This window comes from Halosimplex aquaticum (assembly GCF_028747785.1).
Classification (GTDB): Archaea; Halobacteriota; Halobacteria; order Halobacteriales; family Haloarculaceae; genus Halosimplex; species Halosimplex aquaticum.
In genome coordinates, this window is record NZ_CP118158.1 from 4,359,781 (window position 1) to 4,386,206 (window position 26,426).

The following is a 26,426-nucleotide window of genomic DNA, read 5'->3' on the forward strand; positions in this document are numbered from 1 at the left end:
AGGTCGGAGCGGCTTACAGGCGACCGACGTCGCCGACTTCGACGGACTCGACGCCCTCGACCTCGGTGAACGCTTCTTCGACCGCTTCGGTGCCGCCGGCCTCGTCGGGGACGACGACCGTCGGGAGCAGGGCGACGAGGCCGAAGGCCACGTCGTCGCGCTCGAACCCGTTGATCTTCGCGCCCTCGGGGAGGGACTGCTCGAGGCGCTCCTGGAGCGCGTCCAGGTCGACTTCCGGGCTCTGCGGCATGACCTTGATCTGCGCGGCGACTTTCCCCATCGTTACGGCCCCATGAACCCGCAGTCCGGGCACTCGTAGAGGTTGCTCTGTTTCCGGCACTTCGCGCAGCGGTAGATCTGCTGGCCGCAGTCGGGACACTTGAACGCGGCGGCGTTCGTGCCGGCGATGTTGATGCCGCACGAGACGCACTTTTGCTGGCGTTTCTGTTGGCTCTCGCTCATACCACTGCGTATCCTCTCACGGTTTTTAACCGTTGCCAACTGCGGTTGCGGCGCCGCTCCGGCGTCGAGGCAGCGCCCTCAGGGGCGCTCACCCGAAGTTCTCTACCTTCGCGTCGTCCGGTTCGCCTCCGGCGGCGGCGATGGCGGCAGTGGCGTCGTCGAGGAACTCGGCGAAGCCGTAGACGAACACCTGGGTGTCGTCGGTCAGCACGTCGGCGACGGACGATTCGAGCGGCGACTCGGGCGCGAGGACGGCGATCGACGCCCCGCGCTCGTTGAGGGCGGTCAGCCGCTCGTCGTGGATCGGCGCGGCGTCCTGGTAGACGATGGCCGCGTCGCCGCCGTCGTCCAGCGCCCGTTCGGCGATCCCGATCGCCGGGCCGACGCCGGGACCCCCCGCGAGGACCAGCACGCGCTGTTCGCCCTCGTAGTAGGCGTTCCCGAACGGCCCCGACACCTCGACCGTGTCGCCGGCCTCGAGATCCTCCAGCCGCGGCCCGACCTCGCCCTCGGGGTCGATACCAACGGTGATCTCGAACGTCTCGCGCACGTCTGGTGACGATATGGTGTAGAAGCGCGACTCCTCGACGCCCGCGAGCGCGACTTTCACGAACTGTCCCGGGCGGGCGTCGAACCCGTCGGGCGTCTCGAAGTCGATGGCGATTGCGTCCTCACCGACGGACTCGACGGCGACGACGGTGACCTCGGTGTCTTCCATGCTCTCCGTTCGCACGCGCCGGCGCAAGGTACTTTCGCTCCCGGTCGTCGGCTTCGGTCCGACCCGTTGGACATTCGTCGACCGAAACGGCGTTCAACAATAGGGGACAGTGTTACCGGTTGTTCGAAACGGCCTGTTTTCGCCCGTGTGTCCAGTTTTGCGACGAAAGCGGGGGGCGGAGTACGGCCCCATTACAGAAGTCTTTTTGCCGGGCGGAAGATACTCAAATGCAATATGCCCGAGGACCTGAACTGGGCCATCGGCGGTGAAGCCGGTGACGGGATCGACTCTACCGGGAAGATATTCGCTCAGGCACTCTCGCGTGCCGGCCGTCACGTCTTCACCTCGAAGGACTTCGCGTCGCGGATCCGGGGCGGGTACACCGCCTACAAGGTCCGCACGTCGGTCGACCGCGTCGAGAGCGTCGTCGACAGGCTCGACATCCTCATCGCGCTCACCGAGCGCACTATCGACGAGAACATGGACGAACTGCACGAGGGTAGCGTCATCATCTACGACGGCGAACGCTCGACGATGCAGGACGTCGAGGTTCCCGACGAGATGATCGGCCTGTCCGTCCCGCTCCAGAGCCTCGCCGAGGACGCCGGCGGCGCCATCATGGCGAACGTCGTCGCGCTCGGCGCGGCCTGCGAAGTGGCGAACTTCCCCATCGAGAACCTCGACGAGTCGCTGGAGAAGCGCTTCGGCGACAAGGGCGAGGCCATCGTCGAGAACAACAAGGAGGCCGCCCGCCTGGGCCAGCAGCACGTCCAGGATGAGTACGACCACGAATTCGACTACAACCTCGAGACCACCGACGAGGACTACGTCCTGCTCAACGGCGACGAGGCCATCGGCATGGGCGCCATCGCCGCGGGCTGTCGGTTCTACTCGGGCTACCCCATCACGCCCGCGACGGACGTGATGGAGTACATGACCGGTCGCGTCGAACGGTACGGCGGCAAGGTCGTCCAGGCCGAGGACGAGCTCTCCGCGATCAACATGGCGCTGGGCGCCGCCCGCGCCGGCGCACGCGCGATGACGGCCACCTCGGGGCCCGGTATCGACCTCATGACCGAGACGTTCGGTCTGGTCGCCACCACCGAGACGCCGCTGGTCATCTGCGACGTGATGCGTTCGGGTCCCTCGACGGGGATGCCGACCAAGCAGGAACAGGGCGACCTCAACATGACGCTGTACGGCGGTCACGGCGAGATCCCCCGGTTCGTCCTCGCGCCCACGTCGGTCTCGGAGTGCTTCTGGAAGACCGTCGAGGCGTTCAACTACGCCGAGAAGTACCAGACGCCGGTCTTCCTGGTCTCCGACCTCGCGCTCGCGGTCACCGAGCAGACGTTCCCGCCCGAGGCGTTCGACATGGACGAGGTCGAGATCGAGCGCGGGAAGGTCGTCGACGAGGGCGAGATCGACTCCTGGCAGAACGAGAAGGGGCAGTTCCAGCCGCACTTCCCCACGGCCGACGGTATCAGCCCCCGCACGTTCCCGGGCACGACCGAGGGCGCGCACATGACCACCGGCCTCGAACACGACGAGCTCGGTCGCCGGACCGAGGAAGAGGAGGTCCGCATCGAGCAGGTCGACAAGCGCACCCAGAAGGTCCAGACCGCGAAGGAAGAGGAGGACTGGGACTATCGCGAGTTCGGCGACCCCGAGGCGGACACGCTCGTCATCTCGTGGGGTTCGAACGAGGGCGCCATGCGCGAGGCCCTCGGGTTCCTCGACGAGCGCGGCCACGACGTGCGGTTCATCTCGGTGCCCTACATCTTCCCGCGGCCGGACCTCTCCGAGGAGATCGAGGCGGCCGACGACGTCATCGTCGTCGAGTGTAACGCGACCGGGCAGTTCGCGGACGTCATCGAGCACGACGTCCTCGAGCGCGTCCAGCGCGTCAACAAGTACAACGGCGTCCGCTTCAAGGCGGACGAACTCGCGACCGAGATCGAGAACACGCTCACTGGAGCCGGCGCCGGCTCCCAGGAGGTGGAGGCAGAATGAGCTCCGACGTTCGATTCACAGACTTCAAATCCGACAAGCAACCGACCTGGTGTCCCGGCTGCGGCGACTTCGGGACGATGAACGGCATGATGAAAGCGCTCGCCGAGACGGGCAACGACCCCGACAACACGTTCGTGGTCGCCGGCATCGGGTGTTCCGGCAAGATCGGCACCTACATGCACAGCTACGCCCTCCACGGCGTCCACGGCCGCGCCCTGCCCGTCGGCATCGGCGTCAAACTCGCCAACCCCGACCTCGAAGTGATGGTCGCGGGCGGCGACGGCGACGGCTACTCCATCGGCGCCGGCCACTTCGTCCATGCCGTCCGGCGGAACGTCGACATGTCCTACGTCGTCATGGACAACCGCATCTACGGCCTCACAAAGGGCCAGGCCTCGCCGACTTCGCGCCAGGACTTCGAGACGAGCACCACGCCCGAGGGCCCGCAGATGCCCCCGGTCAACCCGCTCGCGCTCGCGCTGGCCTCCGGGGCGACGTTCATCGCCCAGTCGTTCTCCTCGGACGCCCAGCGCCACGCCCAGATCATCCAGGAAGCGGTCGAACACGACGGCTTCGGCTTCGTCAACACCTACTCGCCCTGTGTCACGTTCAACGACGTCGACACCTACGACTACTTCCGCGACTCCCTCGTCGACCTCGAAGAGACCGACCACGACCCGACCGACCGCCAGGACGCCAAGGAGAAGATCCTCGAAGGCGACAAGGAGTACATGGGCGTCATCTACCAGGACGAGAACTCCGTCCCGTGGGAAGAGCGCGAGGGCATCGACCAGAACATGGCCGACATCCCCGACGGCGCCCCCGAAGACGCGATGGACCTCGTCCGAGAGTTCTACTAGAGACCATCTTTTTTTTCGCTCGGGGGTCGCCTGCGGCGACCCCCGCCCGAGCCAAAAACATGGGTGAAAAAGGCCGGTCGCTCCCTGCGGTCGCGCTCGGAAGAACCGGCGCCTGCGGCGCCGGATGCTGGCCTACCCTACACCCTCACCGCGACCGTCCTCGCCCACGTCTTTTCAGCCGGAAATCACTTGACGGACCCCGCCCTCAGTCCTCGACGTGCAGCGTCTCGGGACCGCGCTGGTCGCGTTCCTCGCGCTGGTCGCGCTCGCCGGAGCCGCGGGCACGTTCGACGCCGTCGAGGGGCCGTCGATCACCGGCGACGAGACGCCGGCGGGACAGCCGACGCTGACTGAAGTGCCGCCGCCGACCGGTGCACCCGCCGGAAGCGACGAATCCAGCGTCCAGCGCGCCCCCACCGAGACCCGAGCAGCGGCGAGCGGTAGCGGTGGCGGCGTCTCACCGCTGTTCGTCCCCGCCGTCGTCGGGTCGCTGTTCGCCAGCGGCCTGTTCGTCGTCTTCCTGACCGGCGACGACGAACGGGCCCCCGAGGCTCCACCCGGAGACGATTCTACTGACGAGAATCCGGTACCAAACGTCGACCCCGACTACGGTTCCCCGGCCGAGAGCGCCCTCGTCGACGCCTGGCGTCGACTCCGCGGACGCGCCGGAGCGGACGAGACCGCGACGCCCGGGGAAGTCGCCGCGAGAGCGATCGACCGTGACCTCCCCGCAGACCGGGTTTCGACCGTCACGGATCGGTTCCGAGCGTTCCGCTACGGGGACGAGCGACCGACTGACGGCGTCGTCGCCGACGTGGAGAGCGCCGCCGACCGAATGGACGAGACTACTCGTCGAGGGGACGACGACGCTCGCGAATCTGGGTCGACGGACGGTCGATAAAAACTTGTAGATGGGGCGAACAGTCTCGCCCGTGAAGCGTTTCGCGACCGCCCTGATCGCCCTCCTCGCGCTGGTCGCGCTCGTCACCGCCGCCGGATCGCTCGGCGGCGTCGACCAGCCGACGCTCTACTCCGGAACGACGCCCGCCGAGAAGGCGCCGATGTACAACGGGAGCGGTGCCGGTGATGGTGCGCCGAACGCAACGCAGTCGGCGAACGTCGTGGACGACGAGACGGAGGCACCTCCGCCGGACACAGGTGACGGTGGGGGAACCTCCTCGCTGATCGTCGCCGGACTCGTCGGTGCGCTACTCGTCGCCGCCCTGCTCGCCGTGATTCTGACCGACGACGACACCCGAGCGCCTCCCCGAGACGAAGACGGGGGCGACGGCGGCGATCCCAGTCCTCCCACACCCGCAGTGGATCCGGCCTACGACTCGCCGGCCGACAACGCCGTCGTGCGCGCCTGGCGCCGGCTCACCGACCGCGTCGAGGGCGTTGACGACGCGACGACGCCCGGAGAAGCCGCGTCGGCGGCCGTCGACCGCGGCTTCCCCGCCGACGCCGTCGAAGGGATCACCGGGCAGTTCGAGTCCGTCCGCTACGGCCACGAATTCCCCGGTACCGAGCAGGAACGGCGAGCGGAGCGACTTGCGGACCGACTCGACGCGGACCGCAACGGCCGCTCGCCCGGGGGTGACGGCGCGTGAACCGCCGCGGCGGCCTGCTCGCGGTCGGTCTCGCCGCCGTCGTCGCGGGCGTCGCGCTGACGCTCCGGCCGGGGCTGGTCAGCTTCGACTTCGCGACGCTGCTGACGCTGGGCATCTGGGCCGTCGCGCTGGTCGGGGTCGCCCTCGCGGCGGTCCAGCGATTCGACGGCGAGGACGACTCGACCGGAGCGCTCCCGCGAGCGGGCGAGCGGCCCGACTACGCCGTCCCGGGCGACGACCTCGCAGCGGCGGTGGGCGCCGTCGGCGCGAGCGAACGCGACGCGGCCGAACGCGACCGGATCCGCGAGCGCTTGCGCGCGACAGCGGTCGAGGCGCTCGAACGGTTCGAGGGGGACTCGCCCGCCGAGGCCGACGCCAGACTCGCCGAGGGGGCGTGGACCGGGGACCCCGACGCGGCGGCGCTGTTCGCCGACGACGGCGACGCCGGGATCCACGCCGATGTCGACCCTGATTTCGATCGCCGCGCCGAGCGCGCTGCCGCCGCCATCGCCAGGTTAGGAGACGAGGGCGGGCGCGACGCCGAGGTCCGACGGGCCGGAGGTGCCGCCGATGACTGAGGCGGCGGCGCTCGGGAGCGAACTCGCTCGGGGCGAGCAGCGGCTCGAACGGACCGGTCGCTGGGACGGCATCCACGCGCTGGCGCTCGCGGCGACGGCGGTCGGCATCCTCGTCGGGACGCCCGTCGCGATCCTCGCTGGCCTCGCTGGCGTCGGGTTCGCGGCGTATAGCCGCGCCGCGGAGGCGCCGGACCCGGCGCTCGCCGTCGAACGGCACGTCAGCGATACGGACCCTGACCCGGGCGACACGGTGCGCGTCACGCTCACCGTCGAGAACGAGAGCGGCCGCACGCTCCCGGACCTGCGATTCTGCGACGACGTGCCCGCGGGGCTGGAAGTCGTCGAGGGGACCGCGCGGCACACGACCGCGCTCCGCCCGGGCAAGCGAGCGTCGATCGCCTACGAGTTCGAGGCGGTGCGGGGACGCCACGAATTCGACAGTCTCACCGTCGTGACGCGGGACGTGAGCGGCGCGAGCCGGCGGACCGCGCGGCAGGCCACCGACCGCTCGACGGTCGTCTGCCGCCCGCGATACGAGGCGCGGACGGCGCCGCTCGGCGACCTCGCCACTCGACTCACCGGCGACCAGCCCGTCTCGGCGACGGGCGAGGGGATCGCCTTCCACTCCATGCGGGAGTACCGGACCGGCGACTCGCTGTCCAGCGTCGACTGGAACCGCTACGCGAAGGACGGCGAACTCGCGACGCGGCGGTTCGACCAGCCCCGCACCGTCAAAGTCGTCCTGCTCGTCGACGCGCGCCGCGAGGCGTACGTGACGGCCGGCGACGACCGCCGGCCGGGCGTCGACGTCTGCGCGTACGCCGCCGGCGCGCTGGCGAGCGGACTGGCGGACGACGGCTGCCACGTCGGGCTGGCGGCGCTGTCGCCGCGCGACTGCTGGCTCCCGCCGGCCTCCGGCCGGACGCACCGCGAGCGGCTCCACGAGGCGCTCACGACTCACGACGCGTTCGGCTGGCGGCCGCCGGCGGAATCGCGATCCGGGGAGGGGGACGAATCCGACCCGGTCGACGACGGGTTCGACCGCCTGCTCGCCCAGTTGCCCGGCGACGCGCAGGTCGTCTTCTGTTCGCCGTTCGTCGACGACAGAGCGGTCGAGGTGGCCCGCGCGCTCGACGCTCGGGGCCACGACGTGACCGTCGCGAGTCCGGACGTGACGGCGGCCGATTCGCCGTACCGCCGACTGGCCGCGACCGAGCGTCGCCTCGGACTCGACGAGTGTCGTCGCGCCGGCATCTCCGTCGTCGAGTGGACGACCCGGGACGGGGGGTCAGCGGTGGTCGAACCCGGCCGCGGTTCCCGCGAGCCAGCAGTCGCGACGGACGGAGGTGACGGCGAATGGCGGTGAGTCGAGCGCGCGACCGGCGTCGGCCGCGGGCGAGCCACGCCCTCGCAGTCGTCGCGACGCTCGCGGTGCTGTCGGCGGTCCGCGGGTCGACGATGGCCGCCCTCGTCGGCCTGGGCGGTGCGCTGGCGCTCGTCGCGGGGTTGATCCGCCGGTCGGAGCCGTCGGTCGTCTTCGCCGGCGCGACGCTGTTCGCGGCGACGGTCCTGGCGGCGACCGGTCCCGCTGACGCCGAGTCGGTGTTGATCGGCGCCTTCGGCGCGGTTCTCGCGGCGGACCTCGGGACCTTCGCCATCGGCATCGACCGCGACGCGGACGCGGCGGTGGCGACCACCCGTGTCGAACTGCTCCACGCCGTCGGGAGCGCCACGGTCGCGATACTCACCGCTGGCGTCGGGTACGCATTGTTCGAGACGGTCCCGAGCGGCGGGTCGCTCGGCGTCGTCGCGCTCTTGCTCGGTGGCGTCGTGCTGGCGTGGCTACTGCGGGAGTGAACCTGTCGCACGGGTTCGGTGCGTTCAGCAATACTAATAATGCACACGCCGGACCACAGTCTATGAGCGACCGCTTTGACGTGGTGATCGCGGGGGCCGGTCCCGCTGGAGCGCAGTGCGCGCGCGACCTGGCGGCGAGAGAGTACGACGTACTCGTGCTGGAGACCGAGCCCGAGGCCGACTTCCCGCGTCAGAGCAACAAGTCGACCGCCGGGACGTTCCCCTCGATGATGGCGTCGTTCAACGTCCCCGACGACGTCGTGATGAACTTCACCGAGAACGTCGTGTTAGAGTCGCCGAACGACCACTTCGTTCGCGACCAGCCCGGCGCGGTCCTGGAGTTCGCCGACTTCAAGCGCTGGCTCGTCGCCGAGGGGCGCGAGGCGGGCGCGGAGTACCGCTTCGACTCGCGCGTCTCGAAGCCGATCACCGAGGACGGCGACGTGGTCGGCGTCCGATACGACGGGCAGAAAGAGGTGTACGCGGACATCGTGGTCGACGCGACGGGGCCGGCGGCGCCGCTGGCCAAGGACCTGGGCGTCACCGACCTCTCCCGCGATCGCCAGGCCATCGGCGTCGAGTACGAGTTCGAGGGGGTCCAGGTCGACCACCCGGACTTCGCCGACTGCCGGGATGCGATGATGCTCCGACTCGACCACGACCTCGCGCCGGGCGGCTACTCCTGGATCTTCCACACCGGCGGGGACACGGCGAAGGTCGGCCTCTGTTACATCCAGAACGACAGCCACCGCGAGTACGCGAAGGAGGGGATGGGCATCGACGACTACCTGGAGTACTGGCTGGAGTCCGACCCGCGCTTCGCGGACGCGCGCCGGCTCGACGGCAAGCAACACCGGGGCTCGGCGCACATCCAGGAGCCGGGCCAGATGACCACGGACAGCTTCATCGCCATCGGCGACACGGTGCCGACCATCGACCCGCTGTGGGGCGAGGGGATCCACAAGGGGATGCTCTCGGCGCGGGCCGCGGCGGCGACCGCCGACAGGGCGTTGACCGGGACGGTCGACACCTCCGCCGAGCAGATGCGGATCTACAACAAGCTCTGGCGCGAGGACGTGGCCCCGAAGGCCAAGTCGCGTCTGTTGATGACGGAACTGCTCTACCTGGCGCCCAACGAGCGCTACGACAGGCTGATGGCCGACCTGCGGCGGGCGGACGGGGACACGCTCGCGAAGGTCAACGACGGCAACCGACTGGCGATGCGCGACCTGATTCACCTGAGCGACCTCCCCTTGCTCGCCCGATTCGCTCGCGAGCGGCTGAACGCCTGAGGGCGCGGCGAATCGGGGGGACGGTCCAACCCATCGAGGACCCAACAAGATTTTACCCCCTCCGGTCACCTCCCATGGCATGGAACGGGAACCGAGCAGACGGCGATTCATCACGGGCTGTTGCGTCGCCGGCGCAGGGGCGCTGGCGGCCGGCGGATTCGCGAGCGGTGCGGCGGCCGAGGAGGCCGACCGCGCCGCGGTGCCGAAGACGCGCTGGGATCGGACGTATCAGACGGGGGACGGCGGTACGGCGAACGGGATCGCCCCCGCGAGCGACGGCGGCTACGTCGTCGTCGGGTCGACCGATCCCTCGAAGGGCGAGTACAAGCGCAAGCTCTGGCTCTTCAAGATATCCGCCGCGGGGCAACTCGTCTGGGAGAAGACCTTCGGCGAGCGCCCGGTCACAGAGGGGTTCGACATCGCCGCGACGGAAGACGGGTTCATCGTCGCCGGTCACACCCGCGAGGAGGGCGTCGACCCCCAGGACGCGGTCGCGCTCCGTGTCGACGCCGAGGGCGTCGAACAGTGGCGGCGGGTCTTCCACGTGCGGGACAGCACGACCGACACCATGCGGGCGGTCGACGTCGACGGCGACGGTCGATTCATCTTCGCGGGGTGGACGAGCCGCTTCGACGACGCCTGGGTCGCGCAACTGACCGACGAGAACAAGATCAACTGGTCGGAGCGGTACGGTCCGGGCTCGCGGAGCCGCTACCACGGCGTCGTGACGGCCTCCGACGGCGGGTACGTCGTCGTCGGCGAGAACGTCGACACGTCCGGCGACACGACCGGCTGGGCGAACAAGCTCGACGAGGAGGGCGTCCAGCAGTTCTCCCAGCAGTTCAAGAAGAACTCGAACAGCGCGACGAACCCGTACGACGACTACAACGCCTTCTACGACGTCACCGAGACCCGAAGCGGGTTCGTCGCGGTCGGCGCGAACGCGTTCGACCAGCAGACGAACGACCAGCGCGGCTGGGCGCTCGAGTTCAACGTCAACGGGGGCAAGCTCTGGGACAAGCGCTACACCGAGGCGAACTACACCGCGCTGTACGACGTCTCGTACAAGAACCTGGAGTACTACGTCGTCGGTGAGACGGCCACCGACGGCGAGGGGACTGACGCGCGGGGCTACGCCGCCAAACTCGGTATCGACGGCCAGATGCAGTGGTCCGACACCTGGGGCGACGGCTCCAGCGAGTTCTCGGCGTTCCAGAAGACCGGCGGGGGAGGCGTCGTCGCGGTGGGGAGTTCGGCGGAATCGGCCGGTTCGAGCGCGAGCGGCTGGGGCGTACAGATCGGCGGCGACGAGGTCGCCACCGCCACGCCGTCGCCGACGCCGAGTCCGACGCCGTCGCCGACCCCGGGGTCGACGAACACGCCGACGTTCACTCCCACGCCGTCGGACGGGACGAGCGGGACCGCCACGGCTGGCGGCGGCGGGACGGACACGGGCGCGCCCACGCCGACCGAGACGCCCGGCGGAGACGGCGGCTCGGGGACGGACGGCGGCGGTGATACGGGGACGACCGCGGCCGAAGAGAGCGGCGGCGGGCTGTCGCCGACCACCATCGGTATCGGCGCGGTGATCCTCGCCCTCGGCGGAGGCGGCGTGCTCTACAACCGGTTCCTCGCGGGCGACGACGAGGACGTCGCCGGACCCGGGCAAGGGACCGGCGGCGCCGCGCCTGTCGATCCCGGCGACGGCGGCGACGGCGGTGACGGCGGGACTGGCGGTGCCGAGACAACCGAACCGGCGACCGACGAGAACGAGGACGTCCAGTCGGCCCAGACCGTCGTCGAGGGCGCCGACAGCGCCGGCGAATCGGTCGACGGGACGGAGAGCGCAGACGGTGCGGAGAGCGCCGACGAAGCGGCCGGTGCCGACGGCGGCGACGACGCGGAGTCGACCGAGTCCGCCGACGCGGACGGCGACGCGGAGTCCGGTTCCGGCGACGACCAGACCGAGTCGGGGGCTGATTCCGACGGCGGCGACGGTTCGGACGAATCGACCGACGACGAGTCGACGGACACGTAGGCTCGCCGACAGCGGGTTCGCCGGTCGCAACGCCTTTTGGTCGCTCGTCCTCAGTACCGGCCATGACTCAGGACTCACAGACTCCGGAGAGCGTACCGCGCGTCGACGGAATGCCGACGTTCGGGCTCGGCACTTGGCAGAACGAGAACCCAGACGAGTGCGCCGAGAGCGTCCGGACGGCCCTGGAGATGGGGTATCGCCACGTCGACACCGCGCAGGCCTACGACAACGAATCGGCGGTCGGCGACGGTATCGCCGCGGCGGACGTCCCTCGCGAGGAGATGTTCCTGGCGACGAAGGTGTGGATCGACCACCTCGACCGCGACGGCGTCGTCGAGTCGACCGAAGAGAGCCTGGAGAAACTCGGCGTGGACTCGCTGGACCTGCTGTACGTCCACTGGCCGTCGCGGACCTACGACGCCGCGGAGACGCTCCCGGCGCTCGAAGAACTGAGAGACCGCGGCCTGATCGACCGCATCGGCGTCTCGAACTTCGAACCGCACCACCTCGACGAGGCCCGCGAGGTGCTCGACGAACCGATCTTCGCGAACCAGGTCGAGATGCACCCGCTGCTCCGCCAGGAGGAACTCCGCGAGTACGCCGCGGAAGCGGACATCGAACTCGTCGCGTACTCGCCGCTCATCCGCGGGCGAGTCTTCGACGTGCCCGAACTGTCCGAGATCGCGGAGAAACACGACGCCAGCGAGGCGCAGGTGTCGCTCGCCTGGCTCCGCGAGAAGGGCGTGACGCCGATCCCGAAGGCGACGAGCGAGGCTCACATCCGCGACAACTGGGAGAGCGTGGCGCTCGACCTCGACGACGAGGACGTCGCGGCGATCGACGCCATCGACCGGACGGAGCGTCAGATCGACCCCGGATTCGGCCCGGACGCCTGGGGCTGACCCGGCCGTCGGGCCAGCGACCGAGAGTCGTCGCCTCAGAGCGTGATCTCTGGGATGTTCAGGCCGTCACGGAAACCCCCAATCCTGTCGCAGAGAGGACCTGTCGGCCGAGAATAGGAGTCGGCAGCCATCCAGCAACAAAAGAGGTATACAGGGCACTACCAAACCCCTCGATATGTCCGTCGGGAACAGTCAGGGGGTCGTCGAAGCGATACGCTTCGACTTGAACAAGTTCCACGAGACCTGGATGGGGTTGCTCTATCCGCGCCAGCGGGGGGCGAGCAACACCGTCCTCGGGAAGTGGCAACCGCAGACCACCCGCGAGAAGGTATCGTACACAGCGTGGTCGGCACTGGGCGCGCTCGTCGTGGCCGTCCTCTATCCGCTCGCGCTGTTCGGCGTCATCGTCCGCTTCCACGCCCGCAAGATCGACGTCTCGGTCGAGAAACTCGGCGCCGTCGGGGTCGTCCTGTTGACGATCCTCGTCTGGGGGGGCCTCTCCGCGCTCGTCGAGTTCCGACTGCAGGCGCAGTTCTCGAGCCAGGAAGCCAACGCGATCATCGCCGCCAGCGTCGTGGCCGTCCTCTCGTCGGCGCTCGCGGTGCTCTTCCGGAGCGTCGGCGGTCGGATCACGACCGTCGTCTTCGCCTACCCGTTCGGCGTGACGGCTATCTTCCTGCCACCCGTCGTCGCCGCGCTCGTCTCCGACGACGTCGCGCAGTTCAGCATCGTCTACGCCGATCAGATAGCCGAACTCGCCCGCGCCGAAGTCCTCGAACCGCTCGGACTCCGGGACGACGTCGCCGAGAAGTTCGACATGACGGAGTTCGCCTACGTCCTCATCTGGATCGGCGTCTCCGTCCCGCTGGGGTGGCTCCTCGGCATCACCGTCGCGCTGGCCGACTTCATCCGGCCGACCGGCGAGTGAGCGCCGGGCCTCACGCCGCGTCCGAGGGGTCGATCCTCGTTTCTTCCGGCACGTCTCCGCCCCCAGTGGCGACCGCCACGGTCCCGGTCTGGCCCCGGTCGACGAGCACCGAGGCACCGACCCGGAGCGGCGCGAGCACGCCCGCGACGACCGTCCCTGGGCCCGAGAGCGGCGCGCGGATTGCCACCTCGTCCGTCTCGTCCAGGCTGTGTGATTCCACCACCGCCTCGGCGCGCTCCAGCAGTCGCTCGTGAGTGAACTGTCGGTCTCCGGCCGCGAGCGCGGTGTCGGTCGGCGCGACGGCGTCGGGCGGATTGGTCGGGTTCTCGCTCCACATCTCCGCCTCGAAGTGGGCGACCTCGGGGTCGTCGGGCACGTCGCCGTAAACGAGCACCTTCGTTCCGGGCCCGGCGTCGTACGAGTCGGTCCGCGACGCCGGCGCGAGCAGTGCCTTGGCGTCGGGCGACTCCCGCGGGTCGAACCGGACTGTCGCGCCCAGCAGCGCGGCGCCGCAGAACGCGAGTAGCGGGGGCGGGGTCAGCGGGTCGCCGGCGTCGACGGCGACGGTGGCGCCGCCGCGGACGCCGTAGTGTCGCAGGAGGTTGCCGCTCTTCCAGGCGTTCGTACAGAACTTCTCGTAGCTGTACGACCCGGCGCGACTGTCCGTCAGCACCGCGAGGTCGTCGCTTCGCCGCTCGCGCGCCACGAGGTCCCCGATAACGTCCATACCGCCGCTTCGACGGGAATCGGCAAAAGGAGTCCGACCCGGTATCGAGGGCGTTTACGTGAGCGCCGTCGCTCTCGGGGCTCGATCACGAGTAGCGGGCGCGAGCGCGCACCGGAGAAGTCTCAGATCGTTCACTCGCCGAGGACGTCGATCGCGTCGAACGTGACCGCTTGCGTGAGGCGGACCTGATCGCTCCCCTCCCTGTAGCGGACGATGCCCGCGTCGGCGAGTTTCGGGATGTGGACGTGATACAGCGACGCCTGCACGCGTTTGACCTGTTCGTCGTCGGCGCCGTCCTCCAGTTCCCGTTCCGCGACCGCCTCCGCGAGGTCCCGGAGACGCAGCCCGGCCTCGGCGTCGTCGAGCAGGCGGACGACGTCGCGCCGTCGTGAACTCGACAGCGCGTCGTACACGAGTGATTTGTCACTGTGCCTGAGCGTACCGTCTGTGGGAGTCATCACTCTCATTCGGTGCCGTGCACGTATATTGCTTTCGCAGAGACTAATGCTGGAAATTAGCAACGGAACAGCTCTACGTTCCGTTATCCACAGTGGCGCCGTCGTACCGGTGAAATCGCCGGGCCGTGAGCCGAGCAGATTCGGAAAAACTGAATCGCGGATCGCACTCGCCGGTCCAGTGGCCCGTAGTACCGTCCCACACGGTGACGGCGGCCAGAGCGGCGGTCTCCGGGTCCCGGTCGATCGGTCACGTCTCGTAGGTGCCGCTCTCGTCGTCGGAGACGACCTCGGTCCCGAAGTGGTCGAACGGCCGGATGTACCTGTGGCGGATCAGTTCCTCGTTTTCGATCTGCATCCCCAGCTGGTCGAGTTCCTTCGCGATGCGGGTCACGTCGTCGTTCCGCGGAGCGACGCCCATGATCTCGACGTTCTCCCTGCCGGCCATGAGTTCGGTGACCTCGACGACGCCCTCGATCTGGAGCGCCTCCCGCGCGAGCGCCTCCCGGTCGACGATGGGGGCCGAACAGGTGAACTGGATCTCGAGCTGATAGCCGGCCTGCTCGTAGTCCACGACGGGGACGTACCCCTCGATGATTCCGCGCTCTTCGAGATCGGCGATCCGGTTCCGGACGGTCCCGTCCGTGACGCCGACGGCCTCCGCGATGTCCACGGCCGTCTTGTGCCGGGCGTCCCGCTGTAACAGCTGGATGATCGCCCGGTCGACGTCGTCGAGCGGCGTGAACTCCGGGGACGCGCACATCGACTCTAGTCAGGGGCCTCGGCTACTTGTCGCCTTCGAGGAGGGGCCCGCAAGTAGGTGGGTACTACAGACGAGTGCGGCCGTAGTGCGGCAAGCGTACCGCGCCGAGCGGAGCGAGGGGCGGTTTCACAGGTCGCGACCGAAGGGAGCGACCTGCTTTTTCACCCATGTTTTTGGTTCGGGGGTCGCCGCAGGCGACCCCCGAGCGAAAAAGATGGTAACTAGGTGGTTTAGAAAGAACTCTTGATCTTCTCGAAGAAGCCCTGCTCGACCTCGACTTCCTCGCCGCCGGCCTCGGCGAACGCTTCCAGGGCATCGCGCTGGTCCTCGTTGAGGCTCTCGGGGGTGACGACCTGGACCTGGACGTAGAGGTCGCCGTTGCCGCGCCGGCGCAGGCGGGGCATGCCCTTGCCGGAGAGGCGGAAGGTCTCCCCGCTCTGGGTGCCCTCGGGGACGTCGAGTTCGACGGCGCCGTCGACCGTGGGGACCTCGATAGTGTCGCCGAAGACGGCCTGCGGGAAGGAGATGGGCTCCTGGTGGTGCAGGTCGGCGCCGTCGCGCTCGAAGTCGGGGTGGTCCCGCACCGAGACCTCGATGAGGAGGTCGCCCTTGGGGCCGCCGCGCTCGCCGGGGGCGCCCTCGCGCTCCATGCGGAGGGTCTGGCCGTCCTCGATGCCGGCGGGGATCTCGACCGAGAGCGAGGCGTCCTCGCGGACGACGCCGTCGCCGCGGCAGGTCGAACAGGTCTCGTCGTAGATGGTGCCCTCGCCCTCGCAGCGCCGGCAGGTCTGGCGCTGCTGGACGCGGCCCATCGGCGTCTGCTGGACGGTCGTGGTCTGTCCCTGGCCGTTGCACTCGGGGCACTGCCGGGAGTCGGTGTCGGGCGGGTGTCCCTGGCCGTTGCAGTCGGGACAGGTGTCCGGGCGCGTGACGTTGAGTTCCTTCTCGACGCCGTGGTAGGCGTCTTCGAGGTCGATGGTCAGGCCGGTGCGCAGGTCCCGGCCCTGACGGGGGCGACTGGAACCGCCACCGCCGCCGCCGAAGAACGTCTCGAAGATGTCGGACATGTCGCCGAAGGGGCCCTGTCCGCCGCCCATGCCGCCGCCCATGCCACCCATCCCGCCGGCGCCGCGGCCGCCGTTGTCGGTGGCGCCGTGCTTGTCGGCCTCGACGTAGCGGTCGTGGCCCAGCTGATCGTACATCTGGCGCTGCTCCTCGTCGGTGAGGACCTCCTTGGCCTTCTTGGCCTTCTTGAACTTCTCCTCGGCGTCGGGGTCGTCGCTCACGTCGGGGTGGTACTCGCGCGCCTTCTCCCGGTATGCCTCCTGGATCTCGTCCTCGCTGGCGTCCCGGGAGACCCCGAGCACTTCGTAGAAGTCCTCGCTCATCGCTTGTCGCGGTGTAGTCGGTTGAAGTACTTGAAAAGAACGGGTTCGAGACGGCGGGTCGCACGCGCGGCGGCGGGAGGGGGCTTGCGGATCAGGCGCTGTCGGTGGCCGTACCGGTCTCCTCCTCGTCGCTGAGCCACCAGTCCTCGTCGTCGAGGAAGTCGTCTTCCTCGTCTTCGCCGACCGCACTGAAGTTCACGGTCTGTAGCCAGCCGTTCGGATCGAAGAACGTGGACTCGGGTTCGAGTCTGTACACCTCCGGCTGGGGCGTGCCGTCGTCGGCGGTGTCGCCCTCGGCGTCGACGACGTAGCCGGCTTCCTGGTTGAAGTTCGGAACCTGAGCGTCTTGGGCCTGGAAGAACGTCGCGCGCTGGCCGGTCCCGAGGTAGCGGATCATCCGCGTGTTGTAGTCCGACCAGACGTTGTCCCGTACCTCCTCGACGTTCGGGACCCACTCGAGGACCGGGGACGTGATGACGAACTCCGAGAAGGGGTTGACGCTCTGTGAGAACATCAGTGCCTTCTGACTGTCCCCGCCGCCGGTGTCGGTCTCGTCGCCCTCCTGGGCGGCCGCCGCACCGGCGCCGGTGGCCGCGACGCCCGTCCCCGCGGCGGCGATTGCGCTCTTTTTCATCAGTGATCGGCGCGATTCCTCTAGCTCGTCGAACGGGAGAATCGAGTTGTCGTCGTCAGTCATTGTAGCTCCGACCGCCCGTTGGGGATTGACGCGGATCAATCTGAAGCCTGCCACTGAAACGCCCACGGAATGGGATCCTCGGAGTCGATCAGTGGAAACCACCAGATAGCGCACGGACATGTTTTCGCCCCCACAGTCGACGGCGACAGGGCCGCTGGCGGCCGAGCACGCCCGGTTCCTGAGTCCGCGACGCTTGCAAATACCGACGACGGGACAGTTCGACCGCACTGCCTCCGCGTTCCGGCCGGTCGCTCAGTCGCGGTACGGCGGCGTCCGGAAGGCACTGCCACACCGCTCACAGGCACTGACGACCGTCCGATCGCCGTCGAGAGTGAGCGTCATCGAATCGGAGCCACACTCCGGGCAGGGCGCCGGGATCCGTTCGGCGCCGCAGTCGGGACAGACGAACGACAGCGCGTCGCCGCCGGTGTCCAGCCCGAGGTCGGCGCCGCCGCACTCGGGACACCGGACGGGGACGCGGACGTCAGTGCTCTCCCGCGGCGCGCCGACGGCGAACGCGAGGAGGTCGGTCTCGCCGCGGTTGTAGCCCGACTGGTATTCGCCGGGGGCGAAGCGGACTGCCTCGCCCGCGTCGACGGTGACTTCGCGGCCGGTGCGCGGCGGATCGGCGGGATCGCTCGGTGGGTCCGACTCCGGCAGCGTCTCGAAGGTCGCGGTCCCGTCGACGACGAGGAATATCTCCTCCTGGTCGGCGTGCGTGTGGAGGCCGCTAAGGAACCCCTCTCCGGGCGGGATCCGATACCGATTGAGGGCCACGTCGCTGGTGTCGAGCGGCCCGGACAGTCCGCGGCGGTCGACGTCGAGGGCAGCACTGGGCGACAGGTCGTCGATGACGACTCGTTCCATGTCCCGACGGTAGGTCGGGAGCGTGAAATCTCTGTGGGAGGCCTACACGCCGAGCCACTCGTCGTTGCGGACCTCGTACCCGTTCTCGCGGCAGACCTTCGCCGCCTGGCGGCGCACGTCCCGCGAGCCGGGGAGCTTCTCCTTCTCCTCGATCCGCTCGACGATCCAGTCGGCCATCACGCCGATCACCTCGTCGTCGTCGACGGCGTCGATCCCTTTGAGCTCCCGGAACGTCCGCTCGTAGGCCTCCCGCTGCGAGCCCCAGACGCCGGCGTCGTCGAGCGTCCCGGTCGCCTCGACGATCCGCTTCATCGCGGCGGCGACCGTCGGCCGCTGGACGCGCATGCGCACGGCCTCGGGCGAGTCGAAGGTCTCCGCTTCCGTACTCGGGACGAGTTCCGCGACGTCGTACGAGCCTTCGGGCGTCTCGACCTCGTGGTAGCCGACGGCCTCGACGAGTTCAATCCCGGTCGCCGGGAACTCCATGGTCTCCAGTTCGTCGCCGAGGTCGTCGAGGTCCCGCTCCTCGACCGGCGGTTCGGTCTCGTCGCCCCGTTCGAGTTCCTCCAGCATCGCGCGCATTCGCTGGCGGTTCTCCTCGTCGCGGGCCTGTTTGTCTCTCCCCGATTTGTCGTCTGGCATACCGCGATTTTGGGCTTCGGCGCGGATAACCCTGTGGCCGCCCCTCGTTCGCGGACGGACCTGTCCGATCCGTTTCAAAAACCGGCTTCAGCGAACGCCTTTACAGCGGGCGGCCCTCTCGTGAGATATGGCAACAGAACCCACGGACGTGCCGGACGGGTACGAGCGGGCCGCGGACCTCGATGCGGTCCGGGAGGACGGACGCGCGGTGACGACCGTCGGCGGCCACAGCGTCGCGCTGTTTCACCACGAGGGGGAGGTGTACGGCGTCGACAACCGCTGTCCGCACATGGGGTTCCCCCTCTCGAAGGGCACCGTCGAGGACGGTCTGCTGACCTGCCACTGGCACCACGCCCGGTTCGAACTCGCCTGCGGCGACACGTTCGACATCTGGGCCGACGACGTGCAGACGTTCCCGACGGCGGTCCGGGACGGCGCGGTGTACGTCGACCCGGACCCCGAGACTGACGTGGCGCCGGAGGTCCACTGGCGAAACCGCCTGGTCGACGGGATGCGCGAAAATCTCTCCCTGGTGCTGGCGAAGGCCGCCATTCACCTCGACCACCACGGCGAGGGGTTCACCACGCCGATGGAGACGGCTGTCGACTTCGGCACGAAGTACCGCGCCGACGGCTGGGGCCGCGGACTGACGACGCTCGGCGCGATGGCGAACCTCTACGACCAGGTCGACCACGACGAGAAACAGCGGGCGATGTTCGTCGGCGTCCGCGAGGTGGCGGCCAACTGCGCCGGCGAACCGCCGCGGTTCGACCAGTACGCGCTGAGCAACGAGGACCTCTCGAAGGCGCGCCTGAAGTCGTGGTTCCGCGAGACCTGCGAGGTCCGCGACAGCGACGGCGCCGAGCGCTGTCTCCGCGCCGCGACGGCGACCCTCCCCCCGGAGGACCTCGTCGAGATACTCGTCGCCGCCGCCACGGACCACCTCTACATGAATTCGAGTCACACGGTCGACTTCGTCAACAAGGCGTTCGAGACGCTGGACCACGTCGGCTGGGAGAAGGCCGAGGACGTCCTCGCGTCGACAGTGGACACCGTCACCGGCGGGTCGCGCGCCGAAGAGACCAACGCCTGGCGCCAGCCCATCGACGTAGCACAGTTGTGTTTCGACGCCGACGACGACATTTCGGAACTGGCCGCGGCCGGCGACGGGAAGTCCTGGGACCGCCCAGCGGACTTCGTCGAGACGCTGCTCGGCGACGACCCCCACGCCATCGACGAGGCGCTGCGGGACGCGATCCGGGAGGGCGCCACGACGGAGCAGTTGGCCCACGCGGTCGCCGTGGCGGCGATGCGGCGGGTGGCCCACTTCGCGACCAGCAACGAGTTCAGCGACTGGAACACGGTCCACCACACGTTCTCGTTCGCCAACGCGGTCGAGCAGTTGGCCGGACGCACCGACGCCGACGACCTCTACCGGGCGTGCTGGCAGGGCGCGATGTCGGTCTACCTGGACCGCTTCCTCAACCAGCCGCGGGCGCCGCTCCCCGAACCCGGAGAGGGCGACGGCGACGACCCCGAGGCGTTGCGCGAGCGCCTGCTGGAGACGTTCGACGAGCAGGGCCGCGTCGACGAGGCCGGCCGGATCGCCAGCCGGCACTTCGACGCCGGCGGCGACCCCGACGACCTGAAGCGGACGATGGCCGAGGGACTCCTGCGGGAGGACGCCGGCTTCCACACCCTCCAGAGCGTCGAGGCCGGGTTCGCGCAGTTCGCGGCCGCCGAGAGCGACCGTGAGCGGCGGCTCGCCCTGATCGCGCCGGCGCGGTACATGGCCGCGCACTTCCCCACGCGGCGCGAGGCCGAGCAGACGTTCACCATCGCCCACCGGCTGTATCGCGGCGAGGCGATCCACGAGGGGGTCGGAGTAGCCGGTATCGACCCCCGACAGCTAACTATCCGGCGCGAGTGGGTACCGGTAGTGATGAGGGGAGCTTCCGGACTAAGTCGGCGACGAGCGCGGCGGCGTCGAGCGGTGGGTCGTCTGGCTGCTCGTCCTCGCGGTCACCGTCGGCTCCGTCGTCTACTTCGGCGACGAGTTCCGCCGCGACAGCCCCGACGCCGACTTCACGGTGTCGTTCGACAACGAAACGGGGACGCTGACCGTCCGGCACGCCGGCGGCGACTCGATCGTCGACCGGACGACCCAGCGGCTGTCCGTGGTCGCCGTCGACACGACCACCGGGAGCACCCAGGAGGTTGTGTGGGCCAGCGATTCGGCCGGCCCGTCGAAGCGGGGACCGGGATACCCGATCGCTCGCGGTGACTCGCTGACCGTCGACGACCCCTCCGTGGACGCCGACGGCGACGAGAACTACCTCGACGCCGAGCGCAGCGTCGGCTTCTACCTGGAGCAGGGGGACCGCGTGCGCGTGGTCTGGACCGGGTCGATGCGCGGCGACACGCGCACCGTGACCATCGCGAACGCGACGCTGGGATCGTAACTGTCGCTGCTGGAATAGGAGAGACCGCTTCGGCCAGCACGCTAAGGAGGGGCTCGACTGCGAGCGACGGCAAGCGGTGAAAGCGCTCGGCCCGCTCGCTAGCAGTTGATCCCGGCACAGGAGACAGCAGGCGATGAAAGCCCTCGGCCGCTCGCGGGGTCTGTGCGGGATATCCTCGGTCGCTGGCGCTCCCTCGGATAGTGGCCCGCGCAGACTCCGCGACCAAGCCTCGCCCTTTCAGTCCGCCAGGACAACAGCAACGCCGCGACCGCACGACACCGCAGACGGCCTCACGCCTCCCTTGCCGATTCCTTCGCTCGCTGCGCTCGTCTTTCGAGCCTTCGTTCGCTTCGCTCACGAAGACCTCGCACGGTACTGTCGCGTCTGGCGAGAGCGAAGCTCTCGCTGACCCTCGTTTGCTTCGCTCACGAGGAAGACGAGACTCGCGACAGCGCGCGCCACCCGGAAAATCAGTCCGTCTGCGTCCGCTCAGATGCCCTTCCGCATCAGGTGACTCCGGAGGACGTCGTTCTCCTTGTTGCCGGCGACGGGGTTGACGAGCACGACGACGTCGTCGCTCCCGAGGTGGCCGCCCTCGGCGAGTTCCTGGGCGGCAGCGGCGCCGACGCCGCCGGTGGCGCTCACCTCGACGCCTTCCGCGTTGAGCGTGACGGCCGCTTCGAGGGCGTCGTCGTCGCTGGCGCCGACGGCCCACCCGCCGGTGTCGCGGACGGCGTCCAGCGCGAGCGCGCCGCCCTCGGGGTCGTCGACCTCCAGCGCGCCGACGAGGGTGTCCGGGCGCTCCCAGACCTCCGTGTCGTCCTCGCCCGCGTCGTCGGCGGCGACGACGGGCGCGCAGTCCTCCGGCTGAGCGACGTGGAGTGCGGGCGCCTCCTCCGCCAGTCCGGACTCTCTGAGCTGCTCGGCGGCGATGTGACTGCCGACGACGCCGTGGCCGTGGCCGGTGGGATGGACGACGGCGTCGGGGACCTCCCAGTCGAGTTGCTCGACGACTTCGAACAGGAGCGTCTTCGCGCCCTCGTGGCGATACGGGGTGTCGAACGGCGCCAGCGAGTGCCAGTCGGCGTTGTCGTCGTCCGCCATCGCGCTCTCGAAGGCTTCGACGGCGTCGGGGTAACGGCCCTCGACGACGCTCATGTCGCCGCCGTGGACGTTGGTCATCGCCTTGGCGACGAACGTCGAGCGCGTCGGCACGAACGCCTCCGAGTCGAGGCCCGCGCGGGCGGCGTAGGCGGCGACGCTCTGGCCGGCGTCGCCCGTGGTCGGGAGCGCGACCTTCTCGGCGCCGTGTTCCCGCGCGGCGGTGACGGCGAGGGCGGCCCCGCGGTCGGCGGTCGTCCCGGTCGGATTTGCCCCCTCGTCTTTCACGTAGACGGCGCCGACGCCGAGTTCGTCGGCGAACGCCGGGCAGGGGACGAGCGGCGTCGTCCCCTCGTCGAGCGTGACGAGCGAGTCGGCGGGGAACGGGAGTAGGTCGGCGAAGCGGGCGACGCCGTCGAAGCGCTCGCTGGCCAGCGACTCCCGAGTCACGTCGACCGCGCCGTGGTCGTAGGTCGGCCGGAGGATCCCTCCGCAGTCCGGACAGCGGCGCGGGGCGTCCGCCGGGTCGTGGACGGCATCGCAGTCGACGCAGGCGAGGCCGTCGAGCGACGTAGTGGTCTCCATGTCCGAATCGGGGGAAGCCATCGACTAATCACTGTCCGTTCGCCGGCGCACGGCGGGTCCAAGGCGCCGCGGGACGGAGACACGGGGCGTTTTGTGGGACCGGTCCATGGTGGAGATATGAGCGACGTCGTCATCGTCGGCGGAGGACTGGCCGGCCTGGTCGCCGCACGGCGCCTGGCCGCTGAGGGCGCGGACGTGACGCTGTTCGAACGCCGCGACGAGGTGGGCGGGCGCGTCCGCTCGCGGGAGGTCGACGGGTTCACCCTCGACCGCGGCTTCCAGGTGCTCTTCTCCGCCTACCCGGCCGTCCGGGAGGAACTCGACCTCGATGCACTGGACCTGCGGACGTTCGCCCCCGGCGCGACCATCGCCCGGCCGGACCACCGCTCGACGCTCGCCGATCCCTTCCGGGCCCCGTTCGCGGCCATCGAATCGGCCATGAACCCCGACGTGACCCTGGGCGACAAGTTCCGGGTCCTGCGGCTGCGCCGCGAACTCGGGAACGCGGACCCCGAGACGCTCCTCGACGGGCCCGAGGAGTCGATCCGCGACTACCTCGACCGGCGGGGGTTCTCCGACCGGTTCGTCGAGAACTTCGCCGCGCCCTTCTACGGCGGCATCACGCTCGACCGCTCGCTGTCGACCGACGCCGGCGTCTTCCGCTACACCTTCTCGATGCTCTCTCGCGGGAGCACCGCCGTCCCGGCCGACGGCATGGGAGCCGTTCCCGCTCAACTCGCGGACCGCGCCCGAGCGGCCGGCGCGACGATAGAGACCGGTATCGAGGTCTCCGGGGTCGAAGGCGACGAGGGCGGCGCGACCGTCGAGGCGGGCGGTGAGACGGTCGACGCGGACGCCGTCGTCGTCGCCACGGACCCCAGGAGCGCGACGGACCTGACGGGCGTCGAGTCGATCCCGACCGACGCGCTCGGATGCGTCACCCAGTACTTCTCGACGCGCGAGCACCGCTCGCTCGATACCGGATACCGGATCGTCCTCAACGCGAGCGGCGGGGCTCCGAACACCGTCGCGCCGCTCTCGACGGTCGCGCCGGAGTACGCCCCCGACGGGAAGGCGCTGCTCTCGGCGACGACGCTCGGCGACCCCGACCGGAGCGACGAAGAACTCGCCACGGCCGTCCGGGACGCGCTCGTCACCTGGTACCCCGAACACCGCTTCGACGACCTCGAACTCGTCGCCACCGACCGCGTCGAGTTCGCCCAGTTCGCCCAGCCGCCGGGCTTCCGCGACGACCTGCCCGCGGTCGACGACCCGGACGGCTCGGTCTACCTCGCCGGCGACTACACGCAGTGGTCCTCGATACAGGGCGCGCTGGAGAGCGGTCAGGTCGCGGCAGACGCCGTCTCGGGCGAGATCTGAGGGGAGCTCGATCATCCGGAAGACGTGGCGCGCGCTGTCGCGGCGTTCATGCCGCGACAGTAGCCGCGCGAGGGGTGAGCGAGGGAACGCAGTGACCGAGCGAATCGGTTGGGGAGGCGTGAGGCCGTCTGCGGTGCCGTTCGGTGGCTGTCCTGCCGTCCCTGGCGGACTGAAAGGGCGAGGCGCGGTCGCGTTTATACAGTCGCCTGAGTCGGCACTATCCGAGCGAAGCGAGGATATCCGACTCAGCGACCGCGAGCGCGCCGAGGGCTTTCAACTCTCAGCAGTCTCTGTAGTCACTGCCGCTAGCGAACGTGTCGAAGACTCTCGACGGTCACCAGAAAATACAACGCCTACAACATCCGGGAGAACTGGCCGAGCGGGGGGAACGTCAGCACTTCCTCGCTCTCGGCGTCGAACACGACGGGACGGAACTGCGCGATGCGAGTGACCATCGGCGACAGCTCCGGCCGCGACGTCCCGACGCGGCCGTTGACGGACAGCCCCTCGACGAGTCGATTGAACGCGGGAACCACGAGCACGTCCGAGCGGCGATAGGCGCCGTCACCGACGAGAAAACACGGGCGCTTCTGCCCCTCGATCTCGATTGCGGGGTGGTCGTGGCCGACGACGTAGGCGTCGGCGGGCGTCTCGGGTTCCTCGTGGCCGTGGGTCACGACGACGGTATCGTCGCCCTCGGTGTCGAGTTCGTACTCGTCGTGCAGGTCGCCCGCGTAGGCGTCGCCGAGCATCGTGTCGTGGTTCCCCTCGACGACGACGAGGCGAGCCCCCGATCCGCGGACCGCGCGGGAGATCCCAGAGAGCGCCGCGTCTGCGCTGTCCGGGACGGAGCTGAACGAGTGGAACACGTCGCCGGCCAGAACCACCTCGTCGGGGTCGAAGTGGTCGAGCAGGCCTTCCAGCCGCTCGACGCAGTCATCGCCGGCGCCGATGGGGAACTCGACCGTCGAGGCCTCCGCCTTCCCGAAGTGGAGATCCGCGAGGACGAGCGTTCCGTCGACGAAGACGGCCCGGTCGCGGTACTCGGGGTCCATCGCTCACCACTCGGACGCGGGCGGGCAAAGACCTGACGCACCCGCCGGCGTCGTCGACCGACGGCGACCGGGTCACTCCCCGGTCGCCTGGCGGTACTCTTCGGCCGTGACGGTGAACCGGTGGACGTCGGCGACGGAGCCGTCCATGGTGACCTGGAAGTTCCGCAGGAGCCCCTCGCGGTGGCCGCCGTGGGCCTCGATATAGCGCGAGACCGCCTTGTAGGACTTCTCGTTCCCGTCGAAGACCGTCACGACCACGGCTTCCAGATCCAACCGGTCGAAGGCCACCTCCATGAGCGCCGCGGCGCGCTCGCCGGAGTAGCCGCGGCCCCAGAAGCGCTTGCGCAGCCACGCGCCGAACGTCGCCGTCTGCCGGTCCCAGTCGACGGAGATCCCGGTGAAACCGGCGAACTCGCCGGCGCCGTCTCGCGGTTCCCGCTGGTCACCGCTCGAATCTTCCGAGGCGCTCCGCGCCTCGCCGTCCTCGCCCGGTTTGGGCCGGATCGCGTAGGTCGCCCCCTCTCCGTTCTCGCGTTGTTCGGTGATCTGTTCGAGGAACTCCTCGGTCTCCTTCGGCGTCTCGTGGGGCGTCCAGGTGACGTACTCGGTGATCTCGTCGATGTGCGGGGCGCCTTCGCGGACGTACTCGTACTGGTCGAGCGGGTCGAGCGTCTCCGTCGTCGCCGCTTCGAGGACGAGTCGCTCCGTCTCGATGCGCTCGGGGAAGAGATCGGACATACACCTATCCGAGCGGGCCACCGGAAAAGCGCTTTCCCGGGTGTGATACCCGTTATCGCAGGTGGCGTCGGTTCCCGCGGCCCGACCGACGCAGGGGTATTTTACCGGCGGAGCGCCGACGGACGCGTATGACCGACGACCTGCAGACGGCGGTCGAGGAGTTCCTCGACAAGACCGACACGACGCTCGGAGAGTACGACCAGGGATACGCCGACGCCGACGCGACGCTGACCGTGCTGCGCGACCACATCTCGGACCTGCGCGAGGTCGCCGAGGAGTGACGCTCGGCGGCCCGGGACAGGCCGGGA

The 26,426-nt window shown here is 69.4% G+C and carries 27 protein-coding genes and 1 pseudogene; 15 read left to right on the plus strand and 13 right to left on the minus strand.

Annotated features, from left to right (window positions below; all coding sequences use genetic code 11):
- Positions 1–13: 13 nt before the first annotated feature.
- The 3 genes from PSC72_RS21515 to PSC72_RS21525 all read right to left on the minus strand — a co-directional run bounded on the left by PSC72_RS21515 (position 14) and on the right by PSC72_RS21525 (position 1,180).
- Entirely contained in the window at positions 14–280 is a 267-nt protein-coding gene (locus PSC72_RS21515; protein WP_274323478.1) for an elongation factor 1-beta, read from the minus strand.
- Positions 281–282: 2 nt separating this feature from the next.
- The gene (locus tag PSC72_RS21520) at positions 283–462 is read right to left on the minus strand and encodes an HVO_2753 family zinc finger protein (RefSeq protein ID WP_006883773.1); all 180 of its coding nucleotides are present in this window, start codon (positions 460–462) and stop codon (positions 283–285) included.
- 88 nt (positions 463–550) lie between these two features.
- Positions 551–1,180 (minus strand): FAD-dependent oxidoreductase, encoded by a 630-nt coding sequence (locus PSC72_RS21525; RefSeq protein WP_274323479.1) that lies wholly within the window; start codon positions 1,178–1,180, stop codon positions 551–553.
- A 234-nt stretch (positions 1,181–1,414) separates the two neighbouring features.
- Here PSC72_RS21525 and PSC72_RS21530 point away from each other — a divergent pair, with 234 nt between their 5' ends.
- The 11 genes from PSC72_RS21530 to PSC72_RS21580 all read left to right on the plus strand — a co-directional run bounded on the left by PSC72_RS21530 (position 1,415) and on the right by PSC72_RS21580 (position 13,258).
- Positions 1,415–3,193: a 2-oxoacid:acceptor oxidoreductase subunit alpha gene (locus tag PSC72_RS21530; RefSeq protein WP_274323480.1), complete on the plus strand. Its 1,779-nt coding sequence runs from the start codon at positions 1,415–1,417 to the stop codon at positions 3,191–3,193.
- Positions 3,190–4,053, plus strand: coding sequence for a 2-oxoacid:ferredoxin oxidoreductase subunit beta (locus PSC72_RS21535; RefSeq protein ID WP_274323481.1), 864 nt, complete (start codon positions 3,190–3,192; stop codon positions 4,051–4,053). The genes PSC72_RS21530 and PSC72_RS21535 overlap by 4 nt, the downstream gene beginning before the upstream one ends.
- Positions 4,054–4,270: 217 nt before the next feature.
- Entirely contained in the window at positions 4,271–4,954 is a 684-nt protein-coding gene (locus PSC72_RS21540) for a DUF4129 domain-containing protein (RefSeq protein WP_274323482.1), read from the plus strand.
- Between the two features lie 10 nt (positions 4,955–4,964).
- Entirely contained in the window at positions 4,965–5,663 is a 699-nt protein-coding gene (locus PSC72_RS21545; RefSeq protein WP_274323483.1) for a DUF4129 domain-containing protein, read from the plus strand.
- The gene (locus PSC72_RS21550; RefSeq protein ID WP_274323484.1) at positions 5,660–6,241 is read left to right on the plus strand and encodes a DUF7269 family protein; all 582 of its coding nucleotides are present in this window, start codon (positions 5,660–5,662) and stop codon (positions 6,239–6,241) included. Before PSC72_RS21545 ends, PSC72_RS21550 begins: the two co-directional genes overlap by 4 nt.
- Positions 6,234–7,607: a DUF58 domain-containing protein gene (locus PSC72_RS21555; protein ID WP_274323485.1), complete on the plus strand. Its 1,374-nt coding sequence runs from the start codon at positions 6,234–6,236 to the stop codon at positions 7,605–7,607. Before PSC72_RS21550 ends, PSC72_RS21555 begins: the two co-directional genes overlap by 8 nt.
- Positions 7,598–8,098 carry a DUF7519 family protein gene (locus PSC72_RS21560; RefSeq protein ID WP_274323486.1) on the plus strand — a complete coding sequence of 167 codons (501 nt, stop codon included), beginning with the start codon at positions 7,598–7,600 and terminating at the stop codon, positions 8,096–8,098. The genes PSC72_RS21555 and PSC72_RS21560 overlap by 10 nt, the downstream gene beginning before the upstream one ends.
- Positions 8,099–8,160: 62 nt before the next feature.
- Complete coding sequence (locus PSC72_RS21565; RefSeq protein WP_274323487.1) at positions 8,161–9,390, plus strand: digeranylgeranylglycerophospholipid reductase; 1,230 nt, start codon at positions 8,161–8,163, stop codon at positions 9,388–9,390.
- A 79-nt stretch (positions 9,391–9,469) separates the two neighbouring features.
- Complete coding sequence (locus PSC72_RS21570; protein ID WP_274323488.1) at positions 9,470–11,428, plus strand: hypothetical protein; 1,959 nt, start codon at positions 9,470–9,472, stop codon at positions 11,426–11,428.
- Positions 11,429–11,490: 62 nt separating this feature from the next.
- On the plus strand, positions 11,491–12,330 hold the full coding sequence (locus PSC72_RS21575) for an aldo/keto reductase (RefSeq protein WP_274323489.1): 840 nt from the start codon (positions 11,491–11,493) through the stop codon (positions 12,328–12,330).
- Between the two features lie 175 nt (positions 12,331–12,505).
- The gene (locus PSC72_RS21580; protein ID WP_274323490.1) at positions 12,506–13,258 is read left to right on the plus strand and encodes a hypothetical protein; all 753 of its coding nucleotides are present in this window, start codon (positions 12,506–12,508) and stop codon (positions 13,256–13,258) included.
- Positions 13,259–13,268: 10 nt separating this feature from the next.
- Here the strand turns inward: PSC72_RS21580 and PSC72_RS21585 are convergent, their stop codons facing one another.
- From PSC72_RS21585 to PSC72_RS21615, 7 genes are all read right to left on the minus strand, one after another.
- Positions 13,269–13,985: a hypothetical protein gene (locus tag PSC72_RS21585; RefSeq protein ID WP_274323491.1), complete on the minus strand. Its 717-nt coding sequence runs from the start codon at positions 13,983–13,985 to the stop codon at positions 13,269–13,271.
- 131 nt (positions 13,986–14,116) lie between these two features.
- Positions 14,117–14,443 carry a DUF7344 domain-containing protein gene (locus PSC72_RS21590; RefSeq protein ID WP_274323492.1) on the minus strand — a complete coding sequence of 109 codons (327 nt, stop codon included), beginning with the start codon at positions 14,441–14,443 and terminating at the stop codon, positions 14,117–14,119.
- Between the two features lie 247 nt (positions 14,444–14,690).
- The gene (locus PSC72_RS21595; protein WP_274323493.1) at positions 14,691–15,203 is read right to left on the minus strand and encodes an Lrp/AsnC family transcriptional regulator; all 513 of its coding nucleotides are present in this window, start codon (positions 15,201–15,203) and stop codon (positions 14,691–14,693) included.
- Positions 15,204–15,433: 230 nt separating this feature from the next.
- Positions 15,434–16,591 (minus strand): molecular chaperone DnaJ, encoded by a 1,158-nt coding sequence (gene dnaJ, locus PSC72_RS21600; RefSeq protein ID WP_274323494.1) that lies wholly within the window; start codon positions 16,589–16,591, stop codon positions 15,434–15,436.
- Between the two features lie 91 nt (positions 16,592–16,682).
- A complete protein-coding gene (locus PSC72_RS21605; RefSeq protein WP_274323495.1) occupies positions 16,683–17,288 on the minus strand; it encodes a hypothetical protein in 606 nt (201 codons plus the stop codon).
- A gap of 252 nt (positions 17,289–17,540) precedes the next feature.
- Positions 17,541–18,155, minus strand: coding sequence for a cupin domain-containing protein (locus PSC72_RS21610; RefSeq protein WP_274323496.1), 615 nt, complete (start codon positions 18,153–18,155; stop codon positions 17,541–17,543).
- A 42-nt stretch (positions 18,156–18,197) separates the two neighbouring features.
- Positions 18,198–18,797, minus strand: a complete 600-nt coding sequence (locus PSC72_RS21615) for a DUF5789 family protein (protein WP_274323497.1) — start codon at positions 18,795–18,797, stop codon at positions 18,198–18,200.
- A gap of 127 nt (positions 18,798–18,924) precedes the next feature.
- Here PSC72_RS21615 and PSC72_RS21620 point away from each other — a divergent pair.
- A pseudogene (locus tag PSC72_RS21620) lies at positions 18,925–20,673 on the plus strand (Rieske (2Fe-2S) protein); the annotation flags it as partial.
- A 433-nt stretch (positions 20,674–21,106) separates the two neighbouring features.
- A complete protein-coding gene (locus PSC72_RS21625) occupies positions 21,107–21,259 on the plus strand; it encodes a hypothetical protein (protein ID WP_274323499.1) in 153 nt (50 codons plus the stop codon).
- A 489-nt stretch (positions 21,260–21,748) separates the two neighbouring features.
- Here PSC72_RS21625 and PSC72_RS21630 read toward each other — a convergent pair whose 3' ends face one another.
- Positions 21,749–22,945: a threonine synthase gene (locus PSC72_RS21630; protein WP_274323500.1), complete on the minus strand. Its 1,197-nt coding sequence runs from the start codon at positions 22,943–22,945 to the stop codon at positions 21,749–21,751.
- A 117-nt stretch (positions 22,946–23,062) separates the two neighbouring features.
- Between PSC72_RS21630 and PSC72_RS21635 the strand changes: the two genes are divergently transcribed.
- Positions 23,063–24,325, plus strand: coding sequence for an NAD(P)/FAD-dependent oxidoreductase (locus tag PSC72_RS21635; RefSeq protein WP_274323501.1), 1,263 nt, complete (start codon positions 23,063–23,065; stop codon positions 24,323–24,325).
- 353 nt (positions 24,326–24,678) lie between these two features.
- Here PSC72_RS21635 and PSC72_RS21640 read toward each other — a convergent pair whose 3' ends face one another.
- Both PSC72_RS21640 and PSC72_RS21645 read right to left on the minus strand, forming a co-directional pair.
- Entirely contained in the window at positions 24,679–25,380 is a 702-nt protein-coding gene (locus PSC72_RS21640) for a metallophosphoesterase (protein WP_274323502.1), read from the minus strand.
- A 72-nt stretch (positions 25,381–25,452) separates the two neighbouring features.
- Positions 25,453–26,118, minus strand: a complete 666-nt coding sequence (locus PSC72_RS21645; RefSeq protein ID WP_274323503.1) for a GNAT family N-acetyltransferase — start codon at positions 26,116–26,118, stop codon at positions 25,453–25,455.
- A gap of 128 nt (positions 26,119–26,246) precedes the next feature.
- On the opposite strand from PSC72_RS21645, the gene PSC72_RS21650 reads away from it, so the two are divergent.
- The gene (locus tag PSC72_RS21650) at positions 26,247–26,399 is read left to right on the plus strand and encodes a hypothetical protein (protein WP_274323504.1); all 153 of its coding nucleotides are present in this window, start codon (positions 26,247–26,249) and stop codon (positions 26,397–26,399) included.
- Positions 26,400–26,426 lie beyond the last annotated feature (27 nt).

Excerpts from the sequence above, each read along its gene's own strand:
- PSC72_RS21515 (WP_274323478.1), bottom strand. The coding sequence starts at position 280 with ATGGGGAAAGTCGCCGCGCAGATCAAGGTCATGCCGCAGAGCCCGGAA.
- PSC72_RS21520 (WP_006883773.1), bottom strand. The coding sequence starts at position 462 with ATGAGCGAGAGCCAACAGAAACGCCAGCAAAAGTGCGTCTCGTGCGGC.
- PSC72_RS21525 (WP_274323479.1), bottom strand. The coding sequence starts at position 1,180 with ATGGAAGACACCGAGGTCACCGTCGTCGCCGTCGAGTCCGTCGGTGAG.
- PSC72_RS21530 (WP_274323480.1), top strand. The coding sequence starts at position 1,415 with ATGCCCGAGGACCTGAACTGGGCCATCGGCGGTGAAGCCGGTGACGGG.
- PSC72_RS21535 (WP_274323481.1), top strand. The coding sequence starts at position 3,190 with ATGAGCTCCGACGTTCGATTCACAGACTTCAAATCCGACAAGCAACCG.
- PSC72_RS21545 (WP_274323483.1), top strand. The coding sequence starts at position 4,965 with ATGGGGCGAACAGTCTCGCCCGTGAAGCGTTTCGCGACCGCCCTGATC.
- PSC72_RS21555 (WP_274323485.1), top strand. The coding sequence starts at position 6,234 with ATGACTGAGGCGGCGGCGCTCGGGAGCGAACTCGCTCGGGGCGAGCAG.
- PSC72_RS21560 (WP_274323486.1), top strand. The coding sequence starts at position 7,598 with ATGGCGGTGAGTCGAGCGCGCGACCGGCGTCGGCCGCGGGCGAGCCAC.
- PSC72_RS21565 (WP_274323487.1), top strand. The coding sequence starts at position 8,161 with ATGAGCGACCGCTTTGACGTGGTGATCGCGGGGGCCGGTCCCGCTGGA.
- PSC72_RS21570 (WP_274323488.1), top strand. The coding sequence starts at position 9,470 with ATGGAACGGGAACCGAGCAGACGGCGATTCATCACGGGCTGTTGCGTC.
- PSC72_RS21575 (WP_274323489.1), top strand. The coding sequence starts at position 11,491 with ATGACTCAGGACTCACAGACTCCGGAGAGCGTACCGCGCGTCGACGGA.
- PSC72_RS21580 (WP_274323490.1), top strand. The coding sequence starts at position 12,506 with ATGTCCGTCGGGAACAGTCAGGGGGTCGTCGAAGCGATACGCTTCGAC.
- PSC72_RS21585 (WP_274323491.1), bottom strand. The coding sequence starts at position 13,985 with ATGGACGTTATCGGGGACCTCGTGGCGCGCGAGCGGCGAAGCGACGAC.
- PSC72_RS21590 (WP_274323492.1), bottom strand. The coding sequence starts at position 14,443 with ATGACTCCCACAGACGGTACGCTCAGGCACAGTGACAAATCACTCGTG.
- PSC72_RS21595 (WP_274323493.1), bottom strand. The coding sequence starts at position 15,203 with ATGTGCGCGTCCCCGGAGTTCACGCCGCTCGACGACGTCGACCGGGCG.
- dnaJ (WP_274323494.1), bottom strand. The coding sequence starts at position 16,591 with ATGAGCGAGGACTTCTACGAAGTGCTCGGGGTCTCCCGGGACGCCAGC.
- PSC72_RS21605 (WP_274323495.1), bottom strand. The coding sequence starts at position 17,288 with ATGACTGACGACGACAACTCGATTCTCCCGTTCGACGAGCTAGAGGAA.
- PSC72_RS21610 (WP_274323496.1), bottom strand. The coding sequence starts at position 18,155 with ATGGAACGAGTCGTCATCGACGACCTGTCGCCCAGTGCTGCCCTCGAC.
- PSC72_RS21615 (WP_274323497.1), bottom strand. The coding sequence starts at position 18,797 with ATGCCAGACGACAAATCGGGGAGAGACAAACAGGCCCGCGACGAGGAG.
- PSC72_RS21630 (WP_274323500.1), bottom strand. The coding sequence starts at position 22,945 with ATGGAGACCACTACGTCGCTCGACGGCCTCGCCTGCGTCGACTGCGAT.
- PSC72_RS21635 (WP_274323501.1), top strand. The coding sequence starts at position 23,063 with ATGAGCGACGTCGTCATCGTCGGCGGAGGACTGGCCGGCCTGGTCGCC.
- PSC72_RS21640 (WP_274323502.1), bottom strand. The coding sequence starts at position 25,380 with ATGGACCCCGAGTACCGCGACCGGGCCGTCTTCGTCGACGGAACGCTC.
- PSC72_RS21645 (WP_274323503.1), bottom strand. The coding sequence starts at position 26,118 with ATGTCCGATCTCTTCCCCGAGCGCATCGAGACGGAGCGACTCGTCCTC.
- PSC72_RS21650 (WP_274323504.1), top strand. The coding sequence starts at position 26,247 with ATGACCGACGACCTGCAGACGGCGGTCGAGGAGTTCCTCGACAAGACC.